The sequence below is a fragment of the Microbacterium sp. MYb72 genome, from assembly GCF_002979415.1.
Lineage (GTDB): Bacteria > Actinomycetota > Actinomycetes > Actinomycetales > Microbacteriaceae > Microbacterium > Microbacterium natoriense.
The window spans coordinates 111,706-133,540 of sequence record NZ_PCOT01000008.1; the positions used below are offsets into that span (position 1 = coordinate 111,706).

At 69.3% G+C, this 21,835-nt stretch carries 16 protein-coding genes; 11 read left to right on the top strand and 5 right to left on the bottom strand.

Translation table 11 applies throughout. The features are described 5' to 3' along the window. The first annotated feature begins 11 nt into the window (after positions 1 to 11). From CQ047_RS06545 to CQ047_RS06575, 7 genes are all read left to right on the top strand, one after another. Positions 12 to 2,957 carry a Na+/H+ antiporter subunit A gene (locus tag CQ047_RS06545; RefSeq protein WP_105673476.1) on the top strand — a complete coding sequence of 982 codons (2,946 nt, stop codon included), beginning with the start codon at positions 12 to 14 and terminating at the stop codon, positions 2,955 to 2,957. Then, positions 2,957 to 3,490 carry a Na(+)/H(+) antiporter subunit C gene (locus CQ047_RS06550; protein WP_105673477.1) on the top strand — a complete coding sequence of 178 codons (534 nt, stop codon included), beginning with the start codon at positions 2,957 to 2,959 and terminating at the stop codon, positions 3,488 to 3,490. Before CQ047_RS06545 ends, CQ047_RS06550 begins: the two co-directional genes overlap by 1 nt. Next, complete coding sequence (locus CQ047_RS06555) at positions 3,487 to 5,040, top strand: Na+/H+ antiporter subunit D (protein WP_105673478.1); 1,554 nt, start codon at positions 3,487 to 3,489, stop codon at positions 5,038 to 5,040. The genes CQ047_RS06550 and CQ047_RS06555 overlap by 4 nt, the downstream gene beginning before the upstream one ends. Next, entirely contained in the window at positions 5,037 to 5,609 is a 573-nt protein-coding gene (locus tag CQ047_RS06560) for a Na+/H+ antiporter subunit E (RefSeq protein WP_105673479.1), read from the top strand. The genes CQ047_RS06555 and CQ047_RS06560 overlap by 4 nt, the downstream gene beginning before the upstream one ends. Further along, positions 5,606 to 5,875: a monovalent cation/H+ antiporter complex subunit F gene (locus tag CQ047_RS06565; protein ID WP_105673480.1), complete on the top strand. Its 270-nt coding sequence runs from the start codon at positions 5,606 to 5,608 to the stop codon at positions 5,873 to 5,875. Before CQ047_RS06560 ends, CQ047_RS06565 begins: the two co-directional genes overlap by 4 nt. Further along, positions 5,872 to 6,261, top strand: coding sequence for a monovalent cation/H(+) antiporter subunit G (mnhG, locus tag CQ047_RS06570; RefSeq protein WP_105673481.1), 390 nt, complete (start codon positions 5,872 to 5,874; stop codon positions 6,259 to 6,261). Before CQ047_RS06565 ends, mnhG begins: the two co-directional genes overlap by 4 nt. Positions 6,262 to 6,591: 330 nt before the next feature. After that, on the top strand, positions 6,592 to 7,509 hold the full coding sequence (locus CQ047_RS06575) for a type IV toxin-antitoxin system AbiEi family antitoxin domain-containing protein (RefSeq protein ID WP_181155851.1): 918 nt from the start codon (positions 6,592 to 6,594) through the stop codon (positions 7,507 to 7,509). Positions 7,510 to 7,837: 328 nt separating this feature from the next. Here the strand turns inward: CQ047_RS06575 and CQ047_RS06580 are convergent, their stop codons facing one another. After that, complete coding sequence (locus CQ047_RS06580) at positions 7,838 to 8,599, bottom strand: alpha/beta fold hydrolase (RefSeq protein ID WP_105673484.1); 762 nt, start codon at positions 8,597 to 8,599, stop codon at positions 7,838 to 7,840. 142 nt (positions 8,600 to 8,741) lie between these two features. Here CQ047_RS06580 and CQ047_RS06585 point away from each other — a divergent pair, with 142 nt between their 5' ends. Beyond that, a complete protein-coding gene (locus tag CQ047_RS06585) occupies positions 8,742 to 10,097 on the top strand; it encodes an MFS transporter (RefSeq protein ID WP_258132510.1) in 1,356 nt (451 codons plus the stop codon). Positions 10,098 to 10,155: 58 nt separating this feature from the next. On the opposite strand, the gene CQ047_RS06590 is transcribed toward CQ047_RS06585, so the two are convergent. The 4 genes from CQ047_RS06590 to CQ047_RS06605 form a co-directional block, all read right to left on the bottom strand. After that, positions 10,156 to 12,801 (bottom strand): penicillin acylase family protein, encoded by a 2,646-nt coding sequence (locus CQ047_RS06590; protein ID WP_105673486.1) that lies wholly within the window; start codon positions 12,799 to 12,801, stop codon positions 10,156 to 10,158. Positions 12,802 to 12,908: 107 nt separating this feature from the next. Continuing rightward, complete coding sequence (locus CQ047_RS06595; RefSeq protein ID WP_105673488.1) at positions 12,909 to 15,092, bottom strand: YhgE/Pip domain-containing protein; 2,184 nt, start codon at positions 15,090 to 15,092, stop codon at positions 12,909 to 12,911. Next, positions 15,089 to 17,950 (bottom strand): YhgE/Pip domain-containing protein, encoded by a 2,862-nt coding sequence (locus tag CQ047_RS06600; protein WP_219844595.1) that lies wholly within the window; start codon positions 17,948 to 17,950, stop codon positions 15,089 to 15,091. The genes CQ047_RS06595 and CQ047_RS06600 overlap by 4 nt, the downstream gene beginning before the upstream one ends. A gap of 58 nt (positions 17,951 to 18,008) precedes the next feature. Then, the gene (locus tag CQ047_RS06605; protein WP_105673490.1) at positions 18,009 to 18,629 is read right to left on the bottom strand and encodes a TetR/AcrR family transcriptional regulator; all 621 of its coding nucleotides are present in this window, start codon (positions 18,627 to 18,629) and stop codon (positions 18,009 to 18,011) included. Between the two features lie 280 nt (positions 18,630 to 18,909). Between CQ047_RS06605 and CQ047_RS06610 the strand changes: the two genes are divergently transcribed. The 3 genes from CQ047_RS06610 to CQ047_RS06620 are packed head-to-tail and all read left to right on the top strand — an operon-like array spanning position 18,910 to position 21,688. Continuing rightward, a complete protein-coding gene (locus tag CQ047_RS06610) occupies positions 18,910 to 19,545 on the top strand; it encodes a response regulator (RefSeq protein WP_105673492.1) in 636 nt (211 codons plus the stop codon). Further along, on the top strand, positions 19,545 to 20,705 hold the full coding sequence (locus tag CQ047_RS06615) for a sensor histidine kinase (RefSeq protein ID WP_105673494.1): 1,161 nt from the start codon (positions 19,545 to 19,547) through the stop codon (positions 20,703 to 20,705). The genes CQ047_RS06610 and CQ047_RS06615 overlap by 1 nt, the downstream gene beginning before the upstream one ends. Then, positions 20,693 to 21,688 (top strand): hypothetical protein, encoded by a 996-nt coding sequence (locus CQ047_RS06620; protein ID WP_105673496.1) that lies wholly within the window; start codon positions 20,693 to 20,695, stop codon positions 21,686 to 21,688. The genes CQ047_RS06615 and CQ047_RS06620 overlap by 13 nt, the downstream gene beginning before the upstream one ends. The last annotated feature ends 147 nt before the right edge of the window (positions 21,689 to 21,835 follow it).

The window sequence follows — 21,835 nt, forward strand, 5'->3', positions numbered from 1 at the left end:
GAGCCACGATCATGTTGACCCTCCTCGGTGTGTTCCTCCTCGGATCGCTCCTGATGCCCGTTCTCGTGCGCTGGATCGGCGCGCGCGCGTTCATCGTCGCCGCGCTCATTCCCGCCGCGGCATTCATCCATGCCCTCGTGCTCACGCCGCAGGTCCTCGACACGGGCGACTCGCCCTTCGAGACCGTGTCCTGGATCCCGCAGCTCGGGCTGAACATGTCCATGCACATGGACGTCCTCGGCTGGGTCCTGACTCTCATCGTCACCGGCGTCGGCGCGCTGGTGCTCTACTACTGCCGCTGGTACTTCCACGACGACTCCGCGGGGATCGGCCAGTTCGCCGGCGTCCTGCTCGGCTTCGCCGGCGCGATGTACGGACTCGTCCTCACCGACGACCTCGTCATGCTCGTGATGTTCTGGGAGGTGACGAGCATCCTCTCGTACCTCCTCATCGGCCACTACCGCCGCCGAGCGGCCAGCCGACGCGCCGCCCTGCAGGCTCTGCTGGTCACCACCCTCGGCGGCCTGGTCATGTTCGTCGGCGTGGTCCTCCTCGTCGTCGACGCCGGTACCTCGAGCATCCGTGAGATCCTCGCCCTGGCGCCGACGGGACCGATCGTGGATGCCGCGATCGTGATGCTGCTGATCGGTGCGATCAGCAAGTCGGCGCTGTTCCCGTTCCACTTCTGGCTCCCGGGAGCGATGGCGGCCCCGACGCCGGTCAGCGCGTACCTGCACGCGGCCGCGATGGTGAAGGCCGGCATCTACCTGATCGCCCGGTTCGCCCCGATCTTCGCGTTCAGCGGGCCGTGGCGCCCCATCGTCATCTCTCTCGGCGTCTTCACGATGCTGCTCGGCGGCATCCAGGCCCTGCGCGAGACCGACCTCAAGCGCATCCTCGCCTTCGGCACCGTCAGCCAGCTCGGCTTCTTCGCGGTCGTCGTCGGATACGGCACGCAGGCGTCGGCCCTCGCCGGCCTCGCCCTGGTGATCGGCCATGCGCTGTTCAAGTCGGCGCTCTTCCTCATCGTCGGGATCATCGACCGCCAGCTCTCCACCCGTGACATCACCGAGCTCTCCGGCGTGGGCAGACAGGCCCCGATCCTCGCGGCGACCGCGTTCATCTCGGTGGCGTCCATGGCAGGCATCGCGCCGACGATCGGATTCGTCGCCAAGGAGTCGACTCTCACGGCCCTCCTCGACGACGCCCAGGGCGGCTCGCCGTGGGGTCTGGTCGCGATCATCGGCATCGCCGTCGGGTCCATGCTGACCGCGGCATATGGCACGCGCTTCCTCTGGGGCGCGTTCTTCACGAAGCGCGATCAGCGCGGAGACCGGATGCCGGAGACGGCATGGCCGGATCCGCCCGTTGGCTTCCTCGCGGCGCCCATCATCCTCGCCGGGCTCACCCTCGCCGCCGGCATCGGCGCCCCGGCGCTCGACGTCGCGCTGCAGGGGTACGCCGTCACCGCGACCCCCGGTCTCGATCACGCGGGGGAGGCCGTCGAAGGACCGGGTCATCTCGCCCTCTGGCACGGATTCGAACCGGCTCTCGGCATCTCGATCCTCACGATCCTGCTCGGCATCGGCCTGTTCCTGCTCACCCGCCGCACCGGCTGGGATCGCAAGCCGCGCGTGCTGCCGTTCACCGCCGCCGACGCCTACTACCTCGCCATGCGCGGCATCGACCGACTCTCCGTGCTCAGCACGACCCTGACCCAGCGGGGCTCGCTGCCGGTCTACGTCGGAACGATCTTCGTGGTGTTCGTCGCCGCCGAGGTCACCGCGCTGCTGGCGAGCGACATCGATCGGTTCCAGCTCTCGGCGTGGCACACTCCGGCGCAGATCGCCGCAGCCCCGCTCATGGCGGTCGCGGGCATCTTCGCCGTGCGCGCGCAGAAGCGCTACACCGGCGTCGTCCTCGTCTCGGTGACCGGGTTGGGCATGGTCGCCCTCTTCGCGACCAGCGGCGCCCCCGATCTCGCCCTCACGCAGGTGCTCGTCGAGACGGTGACGATGGTCACGTTCGCGCTGGTGCTGCGGAGGCTTCCCGCGCGGATGGGCGAGCACAACGCCTCCGTCGGCCGCATCCCGAGGGCGCTGCTCGGGATCGGCGTGGGCGTGACGATGGCGCTGGTCGCCGTCGTGGCCACACAGTCCAGGGTCGCCGAGCCGATCTCCGCGATGTTCCCGAAGCTCGCCTACGAGCTGGGGCACGGCAAGAACGTGGTCAACGTCGCGCTGGTCGACCTCCGCGGATGGGACACGATGGGCGAGCTGTCCGTGCTCGTGCTCGCCGCGACGGGCGTCGCATCCCTCGTCTTCGTCACGCATCGCGCCGATCTGCTCGCGGCGACCAAGACCCTCCCGAGGTCCGCGCGGCGGGCGACGCGGGGTCGGCCGCTCGTGGAGACCACGGAGGGTGTGCGCTTCCAGACCTCCGAGAACCGCAGCAGCCCGCGTGCCTGGCTCGTGAGCGGGTCGAAGATGAAACCGGAGAACCGGTCGATCCTGCTCGAGGTCATCGTCCGCGTGCTGTTCCACACGATCATCGTCGTGTCGATCTTCCTGCTGTTCTCCGGCCACAACCTCCCGGGCGGCGGGTTCGCCGGAGGCCTCGTCGCCGGCATGGCGCTCGTGATGCGGTACATCGCCGGCGGGCGCTGGGAGCTGGGTGCGGCTGCGCCGACGGATGCCGGACGCCTCCTCGGGGCGGGACTCGTGCTGGCCGTCGGCACCGCCGTCGTGCCGCTGTTCTTCGGCCTCTCCCCGCTCACCAGCACGTTCTGGGAGTGGGAGATCCCCGGTCTCGGACACATGGAGTTCGTCACCTCGACGATCTTCGACATCGGCGTGTACCTCGTGGTGATCGGCCTGGTGCTCGATGTGCTGCGCAGCCTCGGCGCCGAGGTCGACAGGCAGACGCAGGAGATGCGCGAGAGAGGGGTGAACATCTGATGGATGTCTCGCTGACCCTCATCGTCATCATGGCCGTGCTGTTCGCGTGCGGCGTCTACGCCATGCTCGAGCGCAGCCTGACCCGCGTGCTCATCGGCTTCCTGCTGCTCGGCAACGCGACGAACCTGCTGCTGCTGATCGTCATGGGAGTGCCGGGCAACGCGCCGTTCTTCGGCACGGAGGGGGAGATGAGCGACCCGCTGCCGCAGGCGCTGACCCTCACCGCCATCGTCATCACCTTCGCCGTCTCCGCGTTCCTGCTCGCTCTGATCTACCGCTCCTGGCAGCTGGGGCAGGCCGACACGGTCGAGGACGACGAAGACGACATCGCCATCCGCGGACGCACGGATGCCGAGGAAGACCTCATGGGCGACGACGAGGGCGACTACACCGACGACGACGTCACCACCGACTTCGTCGGCGTGCAGACCGCCCCGATCACGGTGCTGCACATGCGCGATCACCCCGCAATCGACGATGAGGCCCCGGTCGACCGGCCGACGGCATCCGACGATGGGGGAGACCGCACGTGACCGCCCTCATCCCCCTCCTCGTCGCCCTTCCGCTGCTCGGCGCGGCGGTGACCCTGATCTTCGGACGCAACGCCCGCGTGCAGTCGATCGTCACGGTCGTGACCCTCGTCGTCGTCTCGGTGATCGCCGCCGTCCTGCTCGTCGCGGTCGATGCGGGCAGTCCGCTCGCGGTCTCGGTGGGCGGCTGGCCGGTGCCGTTCGGCATCGTGCTGTACGTCGATCGGCTCGCCGCCCTGCTCGTGCTGGTGTCGAGCATCGTGCTGCTCGCCGTGCTCCTGTTCTCGATCGGCCAGGGTGTCGCCGACGGCGCCGAAGAGACCCCGATCTCGATCTTCAACCCCTCGTATCTGATCCTCGCGGCGGGCATCTTCAACGCCTTCATCGCCGGCGACCTCTTCAACCTCTACGTGGGATTCGAGATCCTGCTCGTCGCGTCGTACGTGCTCATCACGCTCGGGAGCACCGAATCGCGCATCCGCACCGGCGCCGTCTACATCGTCGTGTCGCTCGTGTCGTCGATCCTCTTCCTCGCGTCGATCGCGATGATCTACGGAGCCCTCGGCACCGTGAACATGGCGCAGATCGCCGAGCGGATGACGGAGCTCCCGCAGGAGACGCAGCTCGTCCTGCACCTCATGCTCGTGATCGCCTTCGGCATCAAGGCCGCGATCTTCCCCGTGTCGTTCTGGCTCCCCGACTCCTACCCGACGGCGCCCGCCCCGGTCACCGCCGTCTTCGCGGGCCTGCTGACGAAGGTCGGCGTGTACGCGCTGATCCGCACCGAGACGCAGCTGTTCGCCGACAACAGCATCAACACGCTGCTGCTGATCATCGCCCTCGCGACCATGATCGTCGGCGTGCTCGGTGCGGTGGCGCAGGCCGAGCTCAAGAGGATCCTGTCCTTCACGCTGGTCAGCCACGTCGGGTACATGATCTTCGGACTCGCGATAGCGACCCCCGCGGCGATCGGGGCGACGGTGTACTACATCGTCCACCACATCATCGTGCAGACGACCCTGTTCCTCGCGGTCGGCCTCGTCGAGCGTCGAGCGGGCAGCACGTCGATCCTGCGGGTGAAGGGGCTGCTCAAGATCGCGCCGGTGATCGCCGTGCTCTACTTCATCCCCGCGATCAACCTCGGCGGTCTGCCGCCGTTCTCCGGATTCATCGGCAAGTTCGCGCTGTTCGAGGCTGCGGCATCCGTGGGGACCCCGCTCATGATCGTGCTGATCGTCGGCGGCATCGTGACCTCGCTGCTCACGCTCTACGCCCTGATGCGCGCGTGGAACCTCGCCTTCTGGCGCGAGGAGGAGGACTCCACCGAGACCGAGGGCCGCATCTCGCACCTGGGCAACGCCCCCGCCGCCGATGAGCAGCAGGAGCGCCGCCGCATCCCCGCGATCATGACCGTGGCGACGGCGGGGATGGTCGCCGTCACGGTGTCCCTGACCGTGTTCGCCGGCCCCCTCTACGCCCTCTGCGACCGCATCGGCGAAGCGCTGCTGCAGCCGGTGAGCCTCGTGCAGCTGGAAGACGAGGTCGACGGATGAGCCCCGACAGCGGCCGGCACTTCTGGCGAGACCTCGGCGTGCAGCTGCCGTTCCTCGCCTGGCTCGTCGTGCTCTGGATGCTGCTGTGGGCGCAGTTCACGCTGCTGTCGTTCGTCACCGGTCTCGTCGTCGCGATCTTCGTGACCCGTGTCTTCCGCCTGCCGACGGTGGAGCTCTCCGGCCGCATCAACGTCTGGTACGCCGTGACCCTCGGCGTGCAGTTCCTGTTCGCCGTGCTGCGGGGCGCGCTCTCCGTGGCCGTGCAGGTGTTCGACTTCCGCCGGCAGCCGGGCACCGCGATCATCGCCGTGCAGCTGCGCTACTCCGACGACCTCATGATGACGCACGTCGCCGTCGCGTCATCGCTGGTCCCCGGGTCTCTCGTGGTCGAGGCCGATCGCGACCGCCGCATCCTCTACCTGCACGTGATCGGCGTGCGCAGCATGGCCGACGTCGAGAAGCAGAGGGCCGGCGTGCTCCTGTGGGAGAAGCGGATCGTCCGTGCGCTCGGCGACCCGGCGCAGTATCGTGCGCTGAAAGAGGACGAAAGGGCGGAGGCCTCGCGATGAGCATCCTGCTCGCAGTCATCATGGTCGTGTTCGGCGTCGCGGCCGTGCTCACCGTCATCCGCATCGTCAGAGGCCCCTCGATCCTCGACCGCGCCGTCGCGTCCGATGTGCTCCTCACCGAGGTGATGTGCGTGCTCGGCGCCGAGATGGCCATCAACGGACACACCCGCAGCATCCCCGTGCTGCTGATCATCGCCGCGATCGGGGTGTTTGGCTCCATCGCCGTCGCCCGCTTCGTCGCGAGAAGGGACAACACGACACCATGAACGTGTTCGGTCTCATGATCCCGGATGCCGTCATCGACGTGGCGGTCCTCGTGCTGATCCTGCTCGGGGCGCTGCTGTGCCTGTCGGCGGCGGTCGGCCTCCTCCGCTTCCGCGATGTGCCGTCGCGGTTGCACGCGGCGACCAAGCCGCAGGTGCTCGGCCTGCTGCTGATCTGCATCGCGATCGCGCTGTCGCAGCGCTCCGTGGGCGGCATCCTCCTCGGCCTCGTGCTCGTGGCGCCCATCGTGCTGATGCAGTTCGCGACCGCACCCCTGTCGGCGCACATGGTCGGTCGCCAGGCGTACCGCAACGGATCGATCGACCAGCGTCACCTCGTCGTCGACGAGCTCGCCGACTCGAAGCAGACTCCGCCCGGCGCCGGGTAGCCGTTCCCGGGCCGGCCAGGCAGGCCGGCCGATCTGGCACCGGCCGATCCGACCGCGGTCCATCCGTGCGTGTGGATCCGGCGGGCCGATTCGGCGGGCCAGCCGATCCGCCGGAGGACTTCGGACCTTGTCTTCGGCCTCGGGTGCGTGCCAGAACTCCGGAGAATCTACGCTGACCGGCACGCGTGTCCTTGTGCAGCGGTCTTCGCGTGCAGATGTCCGGACTTCTGGCGGATGAACCTTTCGTCCACAATCCTGGGTTCGCCCCAGGTCTCTCCACAGGACCACGAAACGGATCACCGCGCCTCAGGCATTCGGCAGTCTTGCCGAATGCCTGAGAAGAAGAGAATGCTCGACCGCCTGCGCGAGCTTCACCGGATCCAGATCCTCAGCCGCAATGACCTGCGCGAGGCCGGGCTGTCCACGCACGCGATCACCCGGGCGGTACGCGGTGGTCGACTCACCCGGATCAGGAACGGGGTCTACGCGGTAGGAGATGTGCCCGAAGACGTGCAGACCGCGCTCCACGTCGGTGGCCGGATCTCCTGCGTATCCCTCCTCCGCCTGCTCGGGATCTTCGTACTCGAAGCCACAGGGGTGCACATCCAGGTGCGCCCTCACCTTTCGCGGAGCCGCGATCGGCGACCCCCAGACGCAGTCCTTCATTGGGTAGCCTGCGATGACGTCGGTCTCCCGCATGCCGTATCGATCGACGATGCAGTGCGGCAGTCCATTCGGTGCCAGGCGCCGCGGGCGGCGATCGCGACGCTTGACAGCGTGCTTCATCATCGGCTGTTGACGCGAGAGCATCTCGTATCCATCTTCCAGGGGCTCCCGGAGAGATACCGGCCCCTGCTCGCACTCGTAGACGGCATCGCCGAGTCCGGTCCCGAATCCTTCATGAAACTGATCCTGCGAACGTTGGGTGTCCGATTCGAGATGCAGGTCGAGATACAGGAGGTCGGCCGAGCGGACTTCGTCGTGGAGGGCTGGCTCATCATCGAGTGCGACAGCCGCGAATTCCATCAGGGCTGGGATCAGCAGATGCGAGATCGTGCGCGGGATCTGGGGGCGGCCCGTCTGGGATACGTCAGCATCCGAGTACCGGCGATGGACATCTTCACCAGACAGGGCGAGGTTCGCGAGGCGATCCGGGCGGTGATCGTCGCGTTCGGGCCTCGGTGGCGAGGCACCGCGTCGGTGCCGAAACTCCGGAGATCTGGGCGGGGCAAACCTCGCTCCGGCTGAGGGGCGGCGAACCTCCCCCTTCTCCGGAGTTCTGGCGCCTCGGCCTGCGGCTGGCAGCGACGCGTCCATTCTGCTCGACCCATGCCCTGCCACCCGCCGCTCATCCAAGCTCGGGTTGTGCCCCCACGTCGGTTCTCCAGAACTCCGGAGATTCGCAGTCCCGCCGCCCGTTGACGGCTGCCACGACCGAGAATGCCGATAGTTCTCCGGAGTTCTGGCGCACCGAACCACATCACGCTCGCACCGGACCGATCTCGGACCGGGACCAGGCCGGTCTCAGACCGGGATCAGCCCCCGCCCGGACCGGACTGCACCGGACCGCACCGGATCAGAGCCGGTCGGCGAAGCGCTGGATGAAGGATGCCGCGGGGCCGGCGTCGCTGATGAGCGTGCCGTGGCCGTGGTCGGGGATCACCTCGAGCTCTGCGCCCGGGATGTGCGTGAGGATCTGCTGGCACCAGCTCATCGGCGCGAGCGGGTCGTGCTCGCCGCGCAGCACGAGGGTCGGGCGGTCGATGCGCGCGTAGGCCTTCTCGGGCTCGTGCACGATGGTGGCCCGGATCTTCCGCAGCAGGTTCGGTCCCCCGCGAAGGTACTCGCGGGCACCGCGCCAGAGCACGACGGGCCGTTCGCCGAGCAGGTCGCGCAGCAGGTACGAGGCCTGGGCGCGGATGCTGCGTGAGGCGCTGTCGACCGTCGGACCCGCCAGCACCACGCCGGACACGAGGGACGGATGCCGGGCCGCGAGCTCAGCGGCGATCTGGCTGCCCATCGAGTGTCCGATGACGACGACCGGAGCCTCGTCGGAGTGGCGGAGGTAGGCGGCGACGAGATCGGCGTGCCGTTCCATGGTGAGGGTGCGCGTGGGCTCGGGCGCCTCGCCGAAACCGGGGAGGTCGACCGCGATGACCCGCCCGCGCAGCCGCTGCACCACGTCGAGGTAGACGCTGCGCCCCATGCCGATGCCGTGCAGCAGGATGAAGGTGCGCTCTCCGGTCCCGAAGGTCTCGGTGATCAGGGTCGCGCCTCCGTGCTCGAACTCGGCGAGCAGTGCCGGAACGTCCTGAGGAGCGAGAAGGCGATTCGGCACCCATCCACGCTAGCCGACGCGGATCGCCCTCGACGACCCGGCAGGCCCTCCCGCACCCGAAGGCCCCTCCCCGCGCACGGGGAGATGTACAAGGCGCAGGCCGGAACGGCGGGGTCGCCCGCCCTCCGTGCGAGGATGAATCGTGCCCTCCTCCAGCCCAGACGCCGACCAGGTGCAGACGGCGGAGGGGGCCAAGGGCCTCGCCGCCCGCATCGCCCACAGCCTCAGCGATCCCGTGCTCCGCGCCCTCGTCACGGCGGTGGCCGTGTCTCGCATCGGCCGCGGCGTCTTCCTCGCGGTCACCGTCCTCTTCTTCACGCAGATCGTCGGTCTGAGCGCGGGCGAGGCGGCGATCGTCCTCGCGGTGTCGAGCGGATGCGGTGTCGTGGCGTCCTTCCTCGGCGGATGGTCGGCCGACCGCTGGAGCGCCCGTCGGCTCACCTTCGTGTTCGAGGCTCTCGGCGGTCTGCTGCTCGCCGCCTACGCGTTCGCGGGCGACTTCACCTCGGCCCTGCTGCTGGCGTCGCTCTCCGGCTTCTTCGACTCGATGGGGTACTCGGCGCGGTCGGCGATCATCGCCAGGGGATTCCAAGCCGAGCGGAGGGTGCACGCCCGTGCCGTGCTGCGCACCGTCACCAACGTGTCGATCGCCGTGGGATCTGCCATCGGCGCGTTCGCGCTCGCGCTGGGAACGGCCGAGGCCTACCGGATCGTGATCGTGGGGGCGGGACTGCTGTGCGCGGTCGGCTCCCTGCCGCTGCTGCGGCTGACGGCCGAGGTCGATGCGCCGGCGCGCGCGACCCCGCCGCCCTCGGTCACCGCCACCGGTTCGATCGACACGGATGCCGCGGCCGCCGCCCTCGCCGAGCGCACGGACTGGAGCCGACGCTCTCCCTGGCGCAACCCGCGGTACCTGGCGCTGACCGTCTTGACGGGTGTCTTCGCGATGCAGTTCGGCGTCTTCGAGGTCGGCGTGCCCCTGTGGATCACTCGCGAGACCGCCGCCCCGGAGGTGACGTTCGCCGTGCTGCTGATCGTGAACACCGTCCTGGTGGTGATGTTCCAGGTGCGGGCGTCGCGTGGAACCCACGACCTGCGCACGGCCGGCCGTGTCACCCTGATCGCGGGCGGCCTGATCGTCGCCGCCTGCCTCGTCTACGCGCTGGCGGCGGGCGTGCCGGCGTGGGTGGCGATCCTGCTGCTGGTCGCCGCGACCGTGGCCTACACGTTCGCGGAGATCCTCTCCCAGGCGGGCGGCTGGGGGCTCAGCTTCGAGCTCGCCGACCCGAAGCGCGCGGGGGCGTACCAGGGCGTGTTCGGGATGGGGTTCTCGCTCGGATCGCTCGCGGCTCCGCTCGTGGTGAACGCCACGGCGATCACCTTCGGCTTCGCGGGGTGGGCGATGCTGGCCGTGATCTTCCTCGCTGCGGCGACGGGAACCTGGGTCATCGCCCGTCGTGCTGCCGTCGCATCCGACTCCGCTGCGGCGTCCGTCTGAGCCGCACCCGCGTGCAGGGGACCGCGCCCCGAAGAACGCCCCGCCCTTACGGTGCAGGTCAGCCGGCCGGGGTGAGCACGAGGGTGTTCACGGTCGCGGCATCCACCGCCTTCGGGGAGAAGGCCCAGGGCTTCTGCACACCTGCGGCCCAGTCGGCGGTCTGGTCGGTGTAGTGCGCGTCGAAGGCATGGCCGGATGCTCCGGTCAGGTGGATCCACGTCGAGGAGTCGAAGTCGGAGAGGTCGATCACCATGCGCATCGACGGCACGGTGGTCGTGGCGTAGGAGGTGCCGAGCTTCCAGCCGGTCGCGTTCACGACGGACCCTCCGCCGCCGACGGGGTAGGGCCCGCGGTTGAAGAGCCACTCGATCGGGGCGATGCCGGAGGAGCCGAACGTGGAGGTGGCGAGGCTGAGCGCGTGCAGGTCGCCCCAGTTCCACCGGGAGACGTCGTCGCCCTGCAGCCCGGCGAGCTCGTCGTAGGCCTCCTCGGCGGAGAGGGCCAGCATCTCGTCCATGCCGTCGACCTTCAGCTGAGGGTTCGTCCACAGCGGGTCCGCGGGGTCGTCGAGCAGGGCGGCGACGACGGTGAACAGGCGCCCCTGGCCGTCGATCGGCAGCGGCTGCTCACGCTCGCCGAAGATGTTCTGCACGAGGTTCGACCACAGCACGTTCGCGTACGCGGCGGCGGCGGAGGTGGCGTCGTTCTGGGCGTCCCAGTCGTCCAGCAGCGCCACCGCCTTCTTCGGACCCGCTCCCTTCACGTCGACGTCGGCGATCGCGGCCGTCAGGCTCTTCGCGATCCACATCTCGTTGTCCATCTGGATGTCGCGCATGTCGGCAGCCGACAGCGGGCCCTCAGCGGCTCGTCGCTCGATCAGATGCGCGATGCGGCCCGCCCGGTAGCCGTAGTCCCAGTCCTTGGTGAGGAAGTGCGCGTAGTCGTCGGTGACGATCGCGTTGTTGGCCGTGACGATGTACCCCGAGCTCGGGTTGTACGACACCGGCAGCTCCTCGAACGGGATGAATCCGGTCCAGTCGTAGGCGCTGTCCCAGCCTGGCTGCGGCATCCATCCGTCTCCGGCCCCGCGGATCGGCAGGCGGCCGGGGGCCTGGTAGCCGATGTTGCCCTCGGTGTCGGCGTAGATGAGGTTCTGCGCCGGCACGTCGAACAGCGATGCCGCACGACGGAAGTCGTCGAAGTCCTTCGCGGTCGAGAGGGCGAAGATCGCGATCGAAGCCGTGCCGGGGTCGAGGGCGGTCCAGCGCAGGCTGACGGCGTACTCGGTCTCGCTCGACGGGGCGGATGCCGCGGCGCCGCCCGCGCTCAGAGCGGGGTCGGGGTCGTCGGCGAGGGCGGTGAAGTCGTCGACCAGCCCGGAGATGATCGGTCCGTGCACGGTGGAGCGGATCTTCAGGGTGACGTCGTCTCCGCCCGCGACCTTGATCGTCTCGGTGCGCTCCTCGAGGGGCACGAGGGCGCCGTCGCGCCAGTACTGATCGCCGTCGATCTTCTCGATGTACAGGTCGGTGACATCCGTGGTCAGGTTGGTGAAGCCCCACGCGACCTGCTGGTTGTGCCCGATCACGATGCCGGGGAGTCCGGAGAACGAGAAGCCGCCGACGTCGAAGGGGCAGCTGTCGGTGACCTCGGTGCACTTGAGCTGCACCTGGTACCAGACCGAGGGGAGCGCCGAGCCGAGGTGGGGATCGTTCGAGAGCAGCGGGAGGCCGCTCTCGGTGAGGGAGCCCGACACCACCCACGAGTTCGAGCCGATGCCCTCGCCCACGTCGCCGACGAGGAGGCTGGCGGCCTCGATCACGTCGGACGCCTGCTGCCACTCGATCGTCGTGCTCGCCCGCTGCACCTCGTCGTCGGCGCCGTCGGAGGTGTAGGCGACGGCATCCGCGTCCGTCCCCACCGCGGGCACCGTCGAGATCTTGGGCACGATCACCGGGTTCTCGTCGAAGGGATACGGCGGGTAGAGCTGATCGAGAGCCGACGACACCTCGGCGTCGGTCGCGGATCCGTCGGCGAGCTGGGAGGCGAGCAGCGCCCGCTCCGTCTCGTCCTCGACGTTGGTGCGGAGGTCCCACGCCATCGCCTTGAGCCAGGCGACCGAGTCGGCGGGGGTCCACGGCTCGGGCGAGTAGTCGGCGTTCTGCAGACCGAGGACCGCGTACTCGAGGGAGAGCTCGGCGCCGGAGCGCGAGGCGAGGTACGCGTTGACCCCATCGGCGTAGGACTCGTAGTAGCCGCGGGTGGTGTCGTCCATCGCCTCGACCTCGGCTTCGGCGACCTCGCGCCAGCCGAGGGTGCGGAGGAAGGAGTCGGTGCCCACCTGGGACTCCCCGAACATCTCGGCCACGCGGCCGGACGTCACATGGCGGCGGAAGTCCATCTCGAAGAACCGGTCCTGCGCGTGCACGAATCCCTCGGCGTAGAACAGATCATGCGTCGTGTCCGCCGTGATGGTGGGGATGCCGCGCTCGTCGCGCTGCACGGTGACCTCGGACGCCAGCCCGGTGAGCTCGACCGAGCCGTCGGTCTGCGGGAAGGAGCGCTGGATCGTCCACGTGAGGAAGAAGGCGGCGGCGACCGCGACGACGACGACGCCGGCGAGGACGAGGAACGCGATGCGCCCGATGCGGACGGGCAGCGAGGGGCGCGAGGGTGCGGCCGCAGCCGGCGAATCGGTTGTCATCGTCGAGAACTCTTTCGGGTGGCGTCGTGAGACTCAGTCCCACGAGCCCCAGGACGCGTGTCAGTACGCGTTCTCGCATCATACCCAGGGCCGGGGCCCTCAGGGACTCACATGAGCTTCGTGGACGCCAGCGCGCGCAGCAGCTTCTGGTTGAAGCCGATGAGCGGCAGACGCAGCACCAGACCGAGCAGCAGGGCGGGCAGCATGAAGGCGGACAGCCAGCCCAGCGACACCCAGAAGTCGTTGTGGTAGATGCCGGCGATCGCGGAGCGCATCGCGTTGACGGCGTGCGTCGCGGGAAGGAACGGGCTGATGTTCTGGAACCACTGCGGGAGCACCTGCAGCGGGTAGGCGCCACCGGAACTGGAGATCTGCACGACGAGCATCAGCACGGCCAGCGCCTTCCCCGCGTTCCCGAACGTCACCACGAACGTGTAGACGATCAGGGTGAACACCAGCGACATCACCCATCCGGTCAGGATGAGCAGGAACGGATGCTTCGGCTCCACCTGAGTGAAAAGCACGCTGCCGAGGCACACCAGAGAGCTCTGCAGGAACCCGACGACCGCGAAGATGCCGAACCGGCCGAGATACGTCTGGGTGGGGGAGAGCGCCGGCAGGCCGGAGCCCTCGCCACGGGGAGGGTCGACGCGGATCGACACCGAGATCAGCAGCGCTCCGACCCACAGTGCGAGGGTCGTGTAGAGCGGAGTCATGGCGGCGCCGAAGCTCACGACCGAGTAGACGGGCACCCGCTTGAGCTCGACGGGCTCGGCGAGATGGGTGGCGAGCGCATGCGGGTCCGCGCCGATCAGCGCGGTGAGCTCACTGAGGTCGCCGGTGTCGATGGCCTTCGTCAGCGCGGCGGCGAGAGCGTCGAACCGATCGGCGGTCTCGGTGAGCGAGCCCGAGATCTCGGTCGTCAACGACTCGGCGTTCGTCAGCGCCGTGCGCAGCGAGTCCGAGCCGGAGAGCGAGTCGGCCACGGAGGAGAGATCGGACTCGATCGAGTCGATGCTGCCGCCGATGGTCGAGAGGGTGTCGGCGAGGGCGTCGAGCTTCGGCCGCAGGCTGCCCGTGTACGCGTTCCGCGCATCCTCCACGGCCGCTTTCGCGCTCGCGATCAGCGCCGTGATCTCCTGGTGCCGGCCCTGGACGTCGGCGTTCGTGTCGGTGATGTCCGTCGCGGTCTGCACGAGGCTGTCGTGCAGGTCCTGCTGCCGGACGATGGCGGCCTCGATCCGCGATACGGCGCGGTCGAACTCGTCCAGCGTCGCCGGGGGCAGCTGCGGACGGACGTCGTTCACGAGGGTGTCGTGCAGGGCCTGGTACTGGTCGATCTGCGTCTGGACCCGCGTCGCGACGGCGCCGACGGCCCCGGCGGCGTCGCCCGACTGGGTGCTCATCGACGCGAACACGTCGTCGATGCTGTCTGCGACGGCCTGGTAGCTGTCGGCCGTGCCGGACAGGGCGGCGCCGAGCGATGACGTGGTGGATGTGAGGACGTCTTTCAGCGTTCGGGCGGCATCCGTTCCGCCGCCCAGTGCGCCGGTCGCGTCGTGGAGCGCGTCACCGGATGCCGTCGCCAGCGCCGATGCGCTGTCGACCAGCGGCCGGCTCGAGGCGATCAGGGAGGTGAACATGTCGGCCGTCGCCGACCCGGAACGCATCTGCGCGGCGACCTGGCTGACGTGGGCCTGCAGCCGGGACAGCATCGCCTGGGTGTCGGCGTCGTCGAGGTAGCCGGAGAGCGACGTGATGATGTTCAGCGCGGCCTCGCTGAGGGTCTCCGTGAACACCTCGTTGATGCTCGTCGTGACCTCCCCCGCGCCCTGCTCGGTGATCTTCGGGGCGAGGGCGTTCTTCTTCTCGTTCGTGTAGTACTCGATCGAGGTGCGCTCGGAGCCGTTCGAGTAGAACGTCATCATGTCGGCGCTGAAGCTCGGCGGGAGCACGATCGCGGCGTAGTACTCGCCCGACTTCGCGCCGTCGATCGCCTTGTCCTCCGAGGTGATCACCCAGTTCAGATCGTCGTTCGCCCGCAGCGCCGACAGCACCTGCTCGCCGACGTTGATGCGGAGCGGGATGAGATCGCTCTGATACCCGTCATCGGTGTTCGCGACGGCGACGGTGAGGTTCTTGGTGTTGTCGAACGGGTTCCAGCTCGCGATCACGTTGAACCAGGTGAACAGCGAGGGGATGACGACGAGGCCGAACAGCACGATGACCGTCATGACGTTGCTCGTCGCCCGTCGCAGGTCGAACAGGAAGACGCTCAGGATGTTCTTCACTTGTCGTCCTCACCTTCTTGCGCGTCGTGGCCGGTCTCCGGCGGGTCCGTCTTCTCGGCGTCGATCGGTCCGGCATCCGTGTCGGTCTGCACGGGCTCCGCGTCCGCGTCGGCTTCTGTCTCTGCCTGTGCGTCGAGCACCTCGGTGTGGGGGGCCCCGGTGTCGGGGTCGCGATCGACGTCGTCGGCGATGAACAGCTCCTCCAGGACGGCCGTGTCGTCGGCCGCGTCATCGACGACGGCATCCGGCCGCTCCAGCACGGCGGTGCGAGCGGGTGAGGCCTCTGCGCCCGCGTGGGGGACGGCGTCGGCCAGCAGGAGCGCCCCGCGGCCGTTCTCGACGACCAGAGCCTCGCGCAGGTCGGTCTCGGGCAGGTCGGCCACCTCGGCGGCCTGATGGATGCTCTGCTTGACGTACTCCAGCGTCACCAGGAAGGCGATGAGGATCAGGCACCACAGCGCGCCCAGGCCGAGCATCGTCGCCTTCGCGCCGGGGGTGAGCCACGCGGCGAGGCCGAGAAGGGCCATCCCTCCGACGCCGACGATCAGCGTGAGGCGCAGCACCGTCGGGTACCGATCGGTGAACCGCCGGGCGCGCTGCGCGACCTCCGCGCGGTAGCCGTCGCCGTCGGTCAGGGCGCGGATGATCTCCGGCGTGCGCCGGCGGCCGGTGATCTGCACGTCCTCGCTCACGAACAGCTGGCTCTCGGCGAGGCGGGTGTTGAACAGCAGCGCGAAGTTGCCCAGCCGGCGGCGCAGGAACAGCCCGAGCACGAAGGCCAGTGCGACGAAGACGGCCAGCGCTCCCATGAACCGCCAGTAGTGGCCGCCGTAGAAGCCGCTGATGGTCTCGCGCAGTGCGTCGATGCCGTAGGTGAACGGCAGGAACGGATACAGCCCGCGGAAGAAGTCCGGCATCATCTCGATCGGGTACAGCCCCGATGCGCCAGGGATCTGGAAGATCACCAGCAGGATGCACAGGCCCTTGCCGACGATGCCGAAGCACACGGACAGCGCGTAGATGATGCTGAGGTAGGCCAGGCCGATCAGCACGCCGGTCCCGACGAAGGCGAACGGGTTCGCGGTCTGCACGCCGATGACGAGGTTGCCCACGCACACGAGCACGGCCTGGAACACGGCGATCGAGGCCAGCAGCATCCAGCGCCCGAGGTACGCCTGCCGCACCGAGACCCCCTCGACCCCTTCGGTGTCGACCTCGAGCCGCATGATGACCATCAGCACGAACGCGCCGATCCACAGCGACAGGTTGGTGAACAGTGCGGCCATGGCCGATCCGTATGACTTCGTCGGGAACAGCACGTTCTCCTCGACCTCGACGGGTGAGGCCATGAACCGGGCGATCTGGTCGGCGTCCAGTCCGCTGATCGTGCTGAGCCGGTTCCAGATGTCGGCGGCGCTGAGCGCCAGGATGTCGGTGCGCACCCCGCCGAGACCGGACTGCGCGGCGGCGAGGTTGTCGTCGAGAGCGGTGAGCGCCGCGGTGGTCGACGTGAGCTGGGTCTTGAGGCCGGCGAGCAGGCCCTGCGCCTGCGTCAGCTGGGTGCGCTGGGCGCCCAGAGCGGCCGAGAAGGAATCCGCGCTGGACGACAGGACCGACATCGCGTGGTTGAGCTGAGGGATGCTCTGCGTGAGGGCATCCCGGATGGCGCCGGCCGAGGTCGCCGCCGTGCCGACGGCAGCATCGACAGCATCCGCTGAGGCCGTGACGGAGTCGATCGTGGAGGAGACGTCGGTGTTCAGCTGCTTCAGCTGTGCGAGCACCTGCGCGTCTGCGGTGTTGCGCTCCTGCAGGGCGGAGATCGCCTCGCTCAGCCGCTGGGCGGCGTCGGATCCCGGGGTGGTGGCGTCGAGCGCAGCCTGGAGTTCGTCGAGGGCCTTGGCGTTGGAGTCGATGACCGCGGAGAGGTCGCTGATCGCCCCGCCCACCGCGACGTTCGCCTTGTGCAGGCCCGTCGACAGCGTGGCGATCGAGGTGTTCATCTTCGATGACGCGTCGGCGAGCAGGGTGGCGCCGGAGACGTAGGCGGAGGTCACCTCATCGGTGAAGGCGAGGAGCTCCTGCTGCGCCTCTGCGGCGATCTTCTGCGCCTGGGCGACGGCGCTCTGCACCTCTCCGAGGGTCTTGTCGACATCGCGCAGCGCGACCGCGGCGCTGTCGATTCCGGACTGGGCGCCGGTCAGGCCGGTCTGCAGCTCCGTGATGCGCTGGCGGGCGGTGTCGACCTTGCCGACGGCGTCGTCGAGGGCCGCGACCGTCCCGTCGCGTGCATCCCCGAGCCTGGCCTCGGCGTCTCCTCCCGCGTTCTTCAGCTGCTCGGTGACGGCCTCGGCGACGACGGACACGAAGGTGCTGTTGATCTGGGTGTCGAGCGTCGAGGCGCCGACATCGGTGATCTTCGGGGCGATCGCGTTCGCCTTCTCGTTGACGAAGTACTGCAGAGCGGGGCGGTGGAAGTCGCCGGTGGTGATGCTGACGAAGTCGCGGCTGAAGTCCGCGGGGATGATGATCGCCGCGTAGCTCTTCCCGCTCCGGACGGCATCCATGGCCTCGTCCTCGTCGACGAACTCCCACCCCAGCTGGTCGTTCTCCTTGAGCTGGCCGACGAGCTCGCCACCGACGTCGATGTGTCCGGTGAGGTCGGAGGTCGCGCCCTCGTCCTGATTGACGATCGCGACGGAGACGTTCTGCGTGTTCGAGTACGGGTCCCAGAAGGCGATGATGTTGAACCACGCGTAGAGGGACGGCGTGACGATCACGCCGACGATGATGATCCACGCCTTGCTCACGCGTGCGATGCGGCGGACGTCGCGCCGGAAGACGCTCAGCGAGTTGTGCATCGTGCCCCCTCCGGCGCGCTCATCGTCGTGTCGAGCGCAGTTCTCCACGTGACATCTCTCATGATGGGGCCTCTGTCGTGATGATGTCGGGATGAGCGGCGAGCAGGGCGTCGACCTCTCGCCAGGAGAGCCCGGCGATGCTGAGGACGGCGCGGACGGCGAGGTTCGATGCGCCCTCGCTCGCGGCGTCCGTGCGGGCGATCGCCGTGCGGGCGGTCTCCTCGATCAGCCGCGCGAGGGTGGGGGCGGCGAGGTCGGTGCGGAAGCTCCCGTCTTCCTGGCCCCGTGTCACGAGGTTCGCGACCGTGCGGCGCAGCGGGACGAGGGCGTCGGCGGTGTGCTCGACGTGGGCCTCGTCGAGGGCGAGCGCCGCGGCGACCTGCACGTGCGCGGCCTCGCGCCAGAGGCGGGCGGCGAGACGGGCGAGGGCGATGCGGCAGTCGGGGTCCGAGACCGATTCGGCGATCGCGTTGAACCGCTGGGCGCCGCTGGAGATGATCTCGCGGATCAGGGCGTCGCGGTCGTCGAAGTGCCCGTAGAGGGTGCGACGCGAGAGGCCGGCGCTCCGGGCGATCACGTCGACGGAGGCGTGCGGGTCGCCCGCCAGCGTCGAGCGGGCGGCGTCCAGGATGCCGGCGCGGTTCTCCACGGCATCGCGGCGGGGTGCACGGGTGGTCATGTCACTATCGTAACTTATAGTGCACAGTGTTGTGCAAGTTAATGGGGTGGACTCACAGGCAGTCAGTTCTGACGGGTCAACGGTATCGGGGCAGTCAGTTCGAGGGGTGCCGAGCGTGGCGCCGTGCCACAGTGAGAGGGCACGTCGGGCGAAGGATCCTCGAGCCGAGGGGCGACGATCCCGCTTTGATATATCGCCGTGGCGGAGCGGCATCCGAATGCGGTAGCTTCCCCGTGGGGGGGCGTAGTGCCGCACGCATCCACCTGGGGAGTTCGAGAGCATGAAAGCGCGCATCGCCATCATCGACGACCACCCGGCGGTGGCCCTGGGGGTCACGGCGATCATCAACTCCCATCCCGACCTCCACGTCGTCGCCAGCGCATCCACCGCGGCCGCCGTGCTCGCGCGGGGCGGGAGACTCGACCTGATCCTGCTCGACCTCCAGCTCGCCGACGGCTCCACGCCGGCCGAGAACATGCGCCTGCTCTCCCGCACCGGGGCTCCTGTCCTCGCCTACACCAGCGGCGAGCAGCCGCGGCTCGTGCGCGAGGCGGCGAAGGCGGGCGTCGCGGGGATGATCCGCAAGTCGGAGGTGCCGGTCGCGCTGGTGCGCTCGGTGCTCACGGTGCTGAGCGGGGGCCAGGTGGCGACCCCCGACTGGGCGGCCGCTCTCGTCGAGGACCGTGCGTTCGTCAGCGCCCATCTGAGCGCCAGGGAGGCGGAGGTCCTCGCGCTCTACGCCTCGGGTGAGACCGCGGATCGCGTCAGCGCGGCGCTCTTCATCTCCCGCGACACGGTGCTCGACCACATCCGCCGCATCCGCACGAAGTACGCATCCGTCGACCGTGCGGCGCCGACCAAGGTCGACCTCTTCCGCCGCGCCGTCGAAGACGGCCTGGTCGAGCGGGACGGCTGATGCGCAGCGCCTCCGCGGCGACGGTGCGGGCGAATCGCCAGGTGGGGTGGCTCATCACCCTGTGCTCCGCGCTCGCCGTGATCTCGATCCTGTTCGTCGGCAGCCCCGCGCCTCCGCTCATCGCGCAGTTCGACGACTTCGCCGAGTGGTGGACGGTCCTCGGCCTGCTGGCGATCGTCGCCTTCCTCCTGCTCGCCGCGCTGGGCCGGGTGCTCCCGATGAGCGTGCTGCGGGTCGCCTGGCCGAGCGCCTCGCTGCTCGTGATCGGACTGCAGCTGCTGTCCTTCGCGGCCTACCGCGGCGCCGACCCTGCGGTGATCCCGTGGGTGTGGCTGCTGGAGCCGACGGCGGTCAGCCTGCTCGCCGTCTCCTTCCGCGCCCCGCTCGCGTTCTCCCTGTCGGTCGGCTCCGGCGCGACCGTCGCCCTCTCCTCGTGGATCTTCACCGGCAGCGTCTCCGAGGCCGTCGCGGTCGCCACCCCGGTGCACATGAGCAACATCGGATTCACGGTGATCCTCTACGGCATCCGCAACGCCCTGGCGAACCTGCACGAGTCCGAGACCGCCGCGCGCGAGGCCGCCGAGCTGCAGGCGCGCAGCGACGCCAGAGCCCACCGCAGGGCCGAGCTGAGCCGCTTCGTCCACGACGATGTGCTGTCGGTGTTCACCGCCGCGCTCCTGTTCCGCGGTCCGGCTCCCGACATCCTCCGGCAGGAGGCCCTGCACGCTCTGACCGTGTTGGATGCGGCGTCATCGGATGCCGACACCGCCCAGGTCGACGGGCGAGCGGCATCCGATCAGCTGCGCGTCCGCCTGGAGCGGGTGGCGCCGACGGCGAGGATGGTCGCGTCCGGTGACGATCAGATCGTCTCGGTGCGTGCGCTCGCCGCGGTGATGGGCGCCGCGGCCGAGGCGCTGCGCAACGCCGTGAGGCACGCGCAGGCGCAGAACATCGACGTGGACGTCCGCGTCGAGGGCGGCGCGATCAGGGCGGTGGTGCGCGACGACGGCGTCGGGTTCGACGCGGCCAGCGCCGCCGCGGGTCGTCTCGGCCTCTCCGGGAGCATCGTGGGGCGGATGAGCGACGTCGCCGGCGGGAGCGCCGAGGTCAGGTCGGCGCCGGGTGACGGGACGGAGGTGATCCTGACGTGGATGCCGTGAACACGACGGGAACCGGGGCGTCGGGGCTCGCATCGCGCGCCGCCCGCTGGGTGATGGTCGCGGTGTGGGCGAGCGGTGTGGCCAGCGGAGTCCTCGCCGGTCACTTCTCGCCGCCGCGCCCGCTGCTGATGCTCGCCTATCTCGTCGCGCTCGCCGGCGCCGTCCTGCTGACGGATCCGCGGGACCGTCCGCTCACGGGGCTCAGGGCGCTGAGCATCCCCGCCGCGACGCTGTCGATCACGCTCCTCGTGCTGATCGAGGGCACCGTGGCGAAGGACGTCTGGCTCATCGACTACGCGGCGTACCTCGTCGCGCTCCAGGTCGCCCGCGGAAACCTCGTGACGGGTCTGAGCGGGACGGCGCTGCAGGTCGCCGCGGTGCTGATCTGGGCGGAGATCGGAGGGCAGGACGCCGGCGGAGTGGCCAACATGCTCGCGATCCCGGTGTCGGTCGCCGTGCTCGGGCTTCTGTGGCGGGGCATCCTGCGTGGGATGGTCGGCCGCGAGAGGAGGCATCGTTCGGCGGCTGCCGAGTCGGAGCGCATGACGCGGGCGCTGGATGCGGCGTCTGGCGACCTGCAGCGCGAGCTCGATGCGATCCGTGCGCAGGTCTCGCCCACGCTGAGGATGCTGCGCGACGGCGGCGAGCTCACGGAGGAGGCGCTCACCGGCATCCGCATCCTGGAGGGTGCGATCCGCGACCGCATCCGCTCTCCGCGCCTGCAGCATCCCGCGCTGAACGCGGCGGCGGCCCAGGCCAGGGCTCGTGCCGTGTCGATCACGATGCTCTCCGACGCGGAGGACGAGCGCGTTCTCGGCGATGCCGCGGCCACCAGGGTGGCGCAGCTGGTGACGGAGGCGCCGTCGGGTGCGACGGCGGTGATCACCGTCGGCGGAGAGCAGCAGGACGCGGTCACGGTCGTGCTCGACGTGGAGGGGACGCACCACAGATACGTCGTCGACGACGCCGACCCCGCGCGCTGACCCTGAGCCGTCCAGGACTCCGGAGAATCGTGGACTCGGCGGGGCCGTTCGGCGCGTTCTCCGCGGAGGCACCCGCCGCCCGTGGCGGAAGGTCACGCAGATCTCCGGAGTTCTGGCGGACCGATCGCAGGGCCGGCGCAGAAAGAG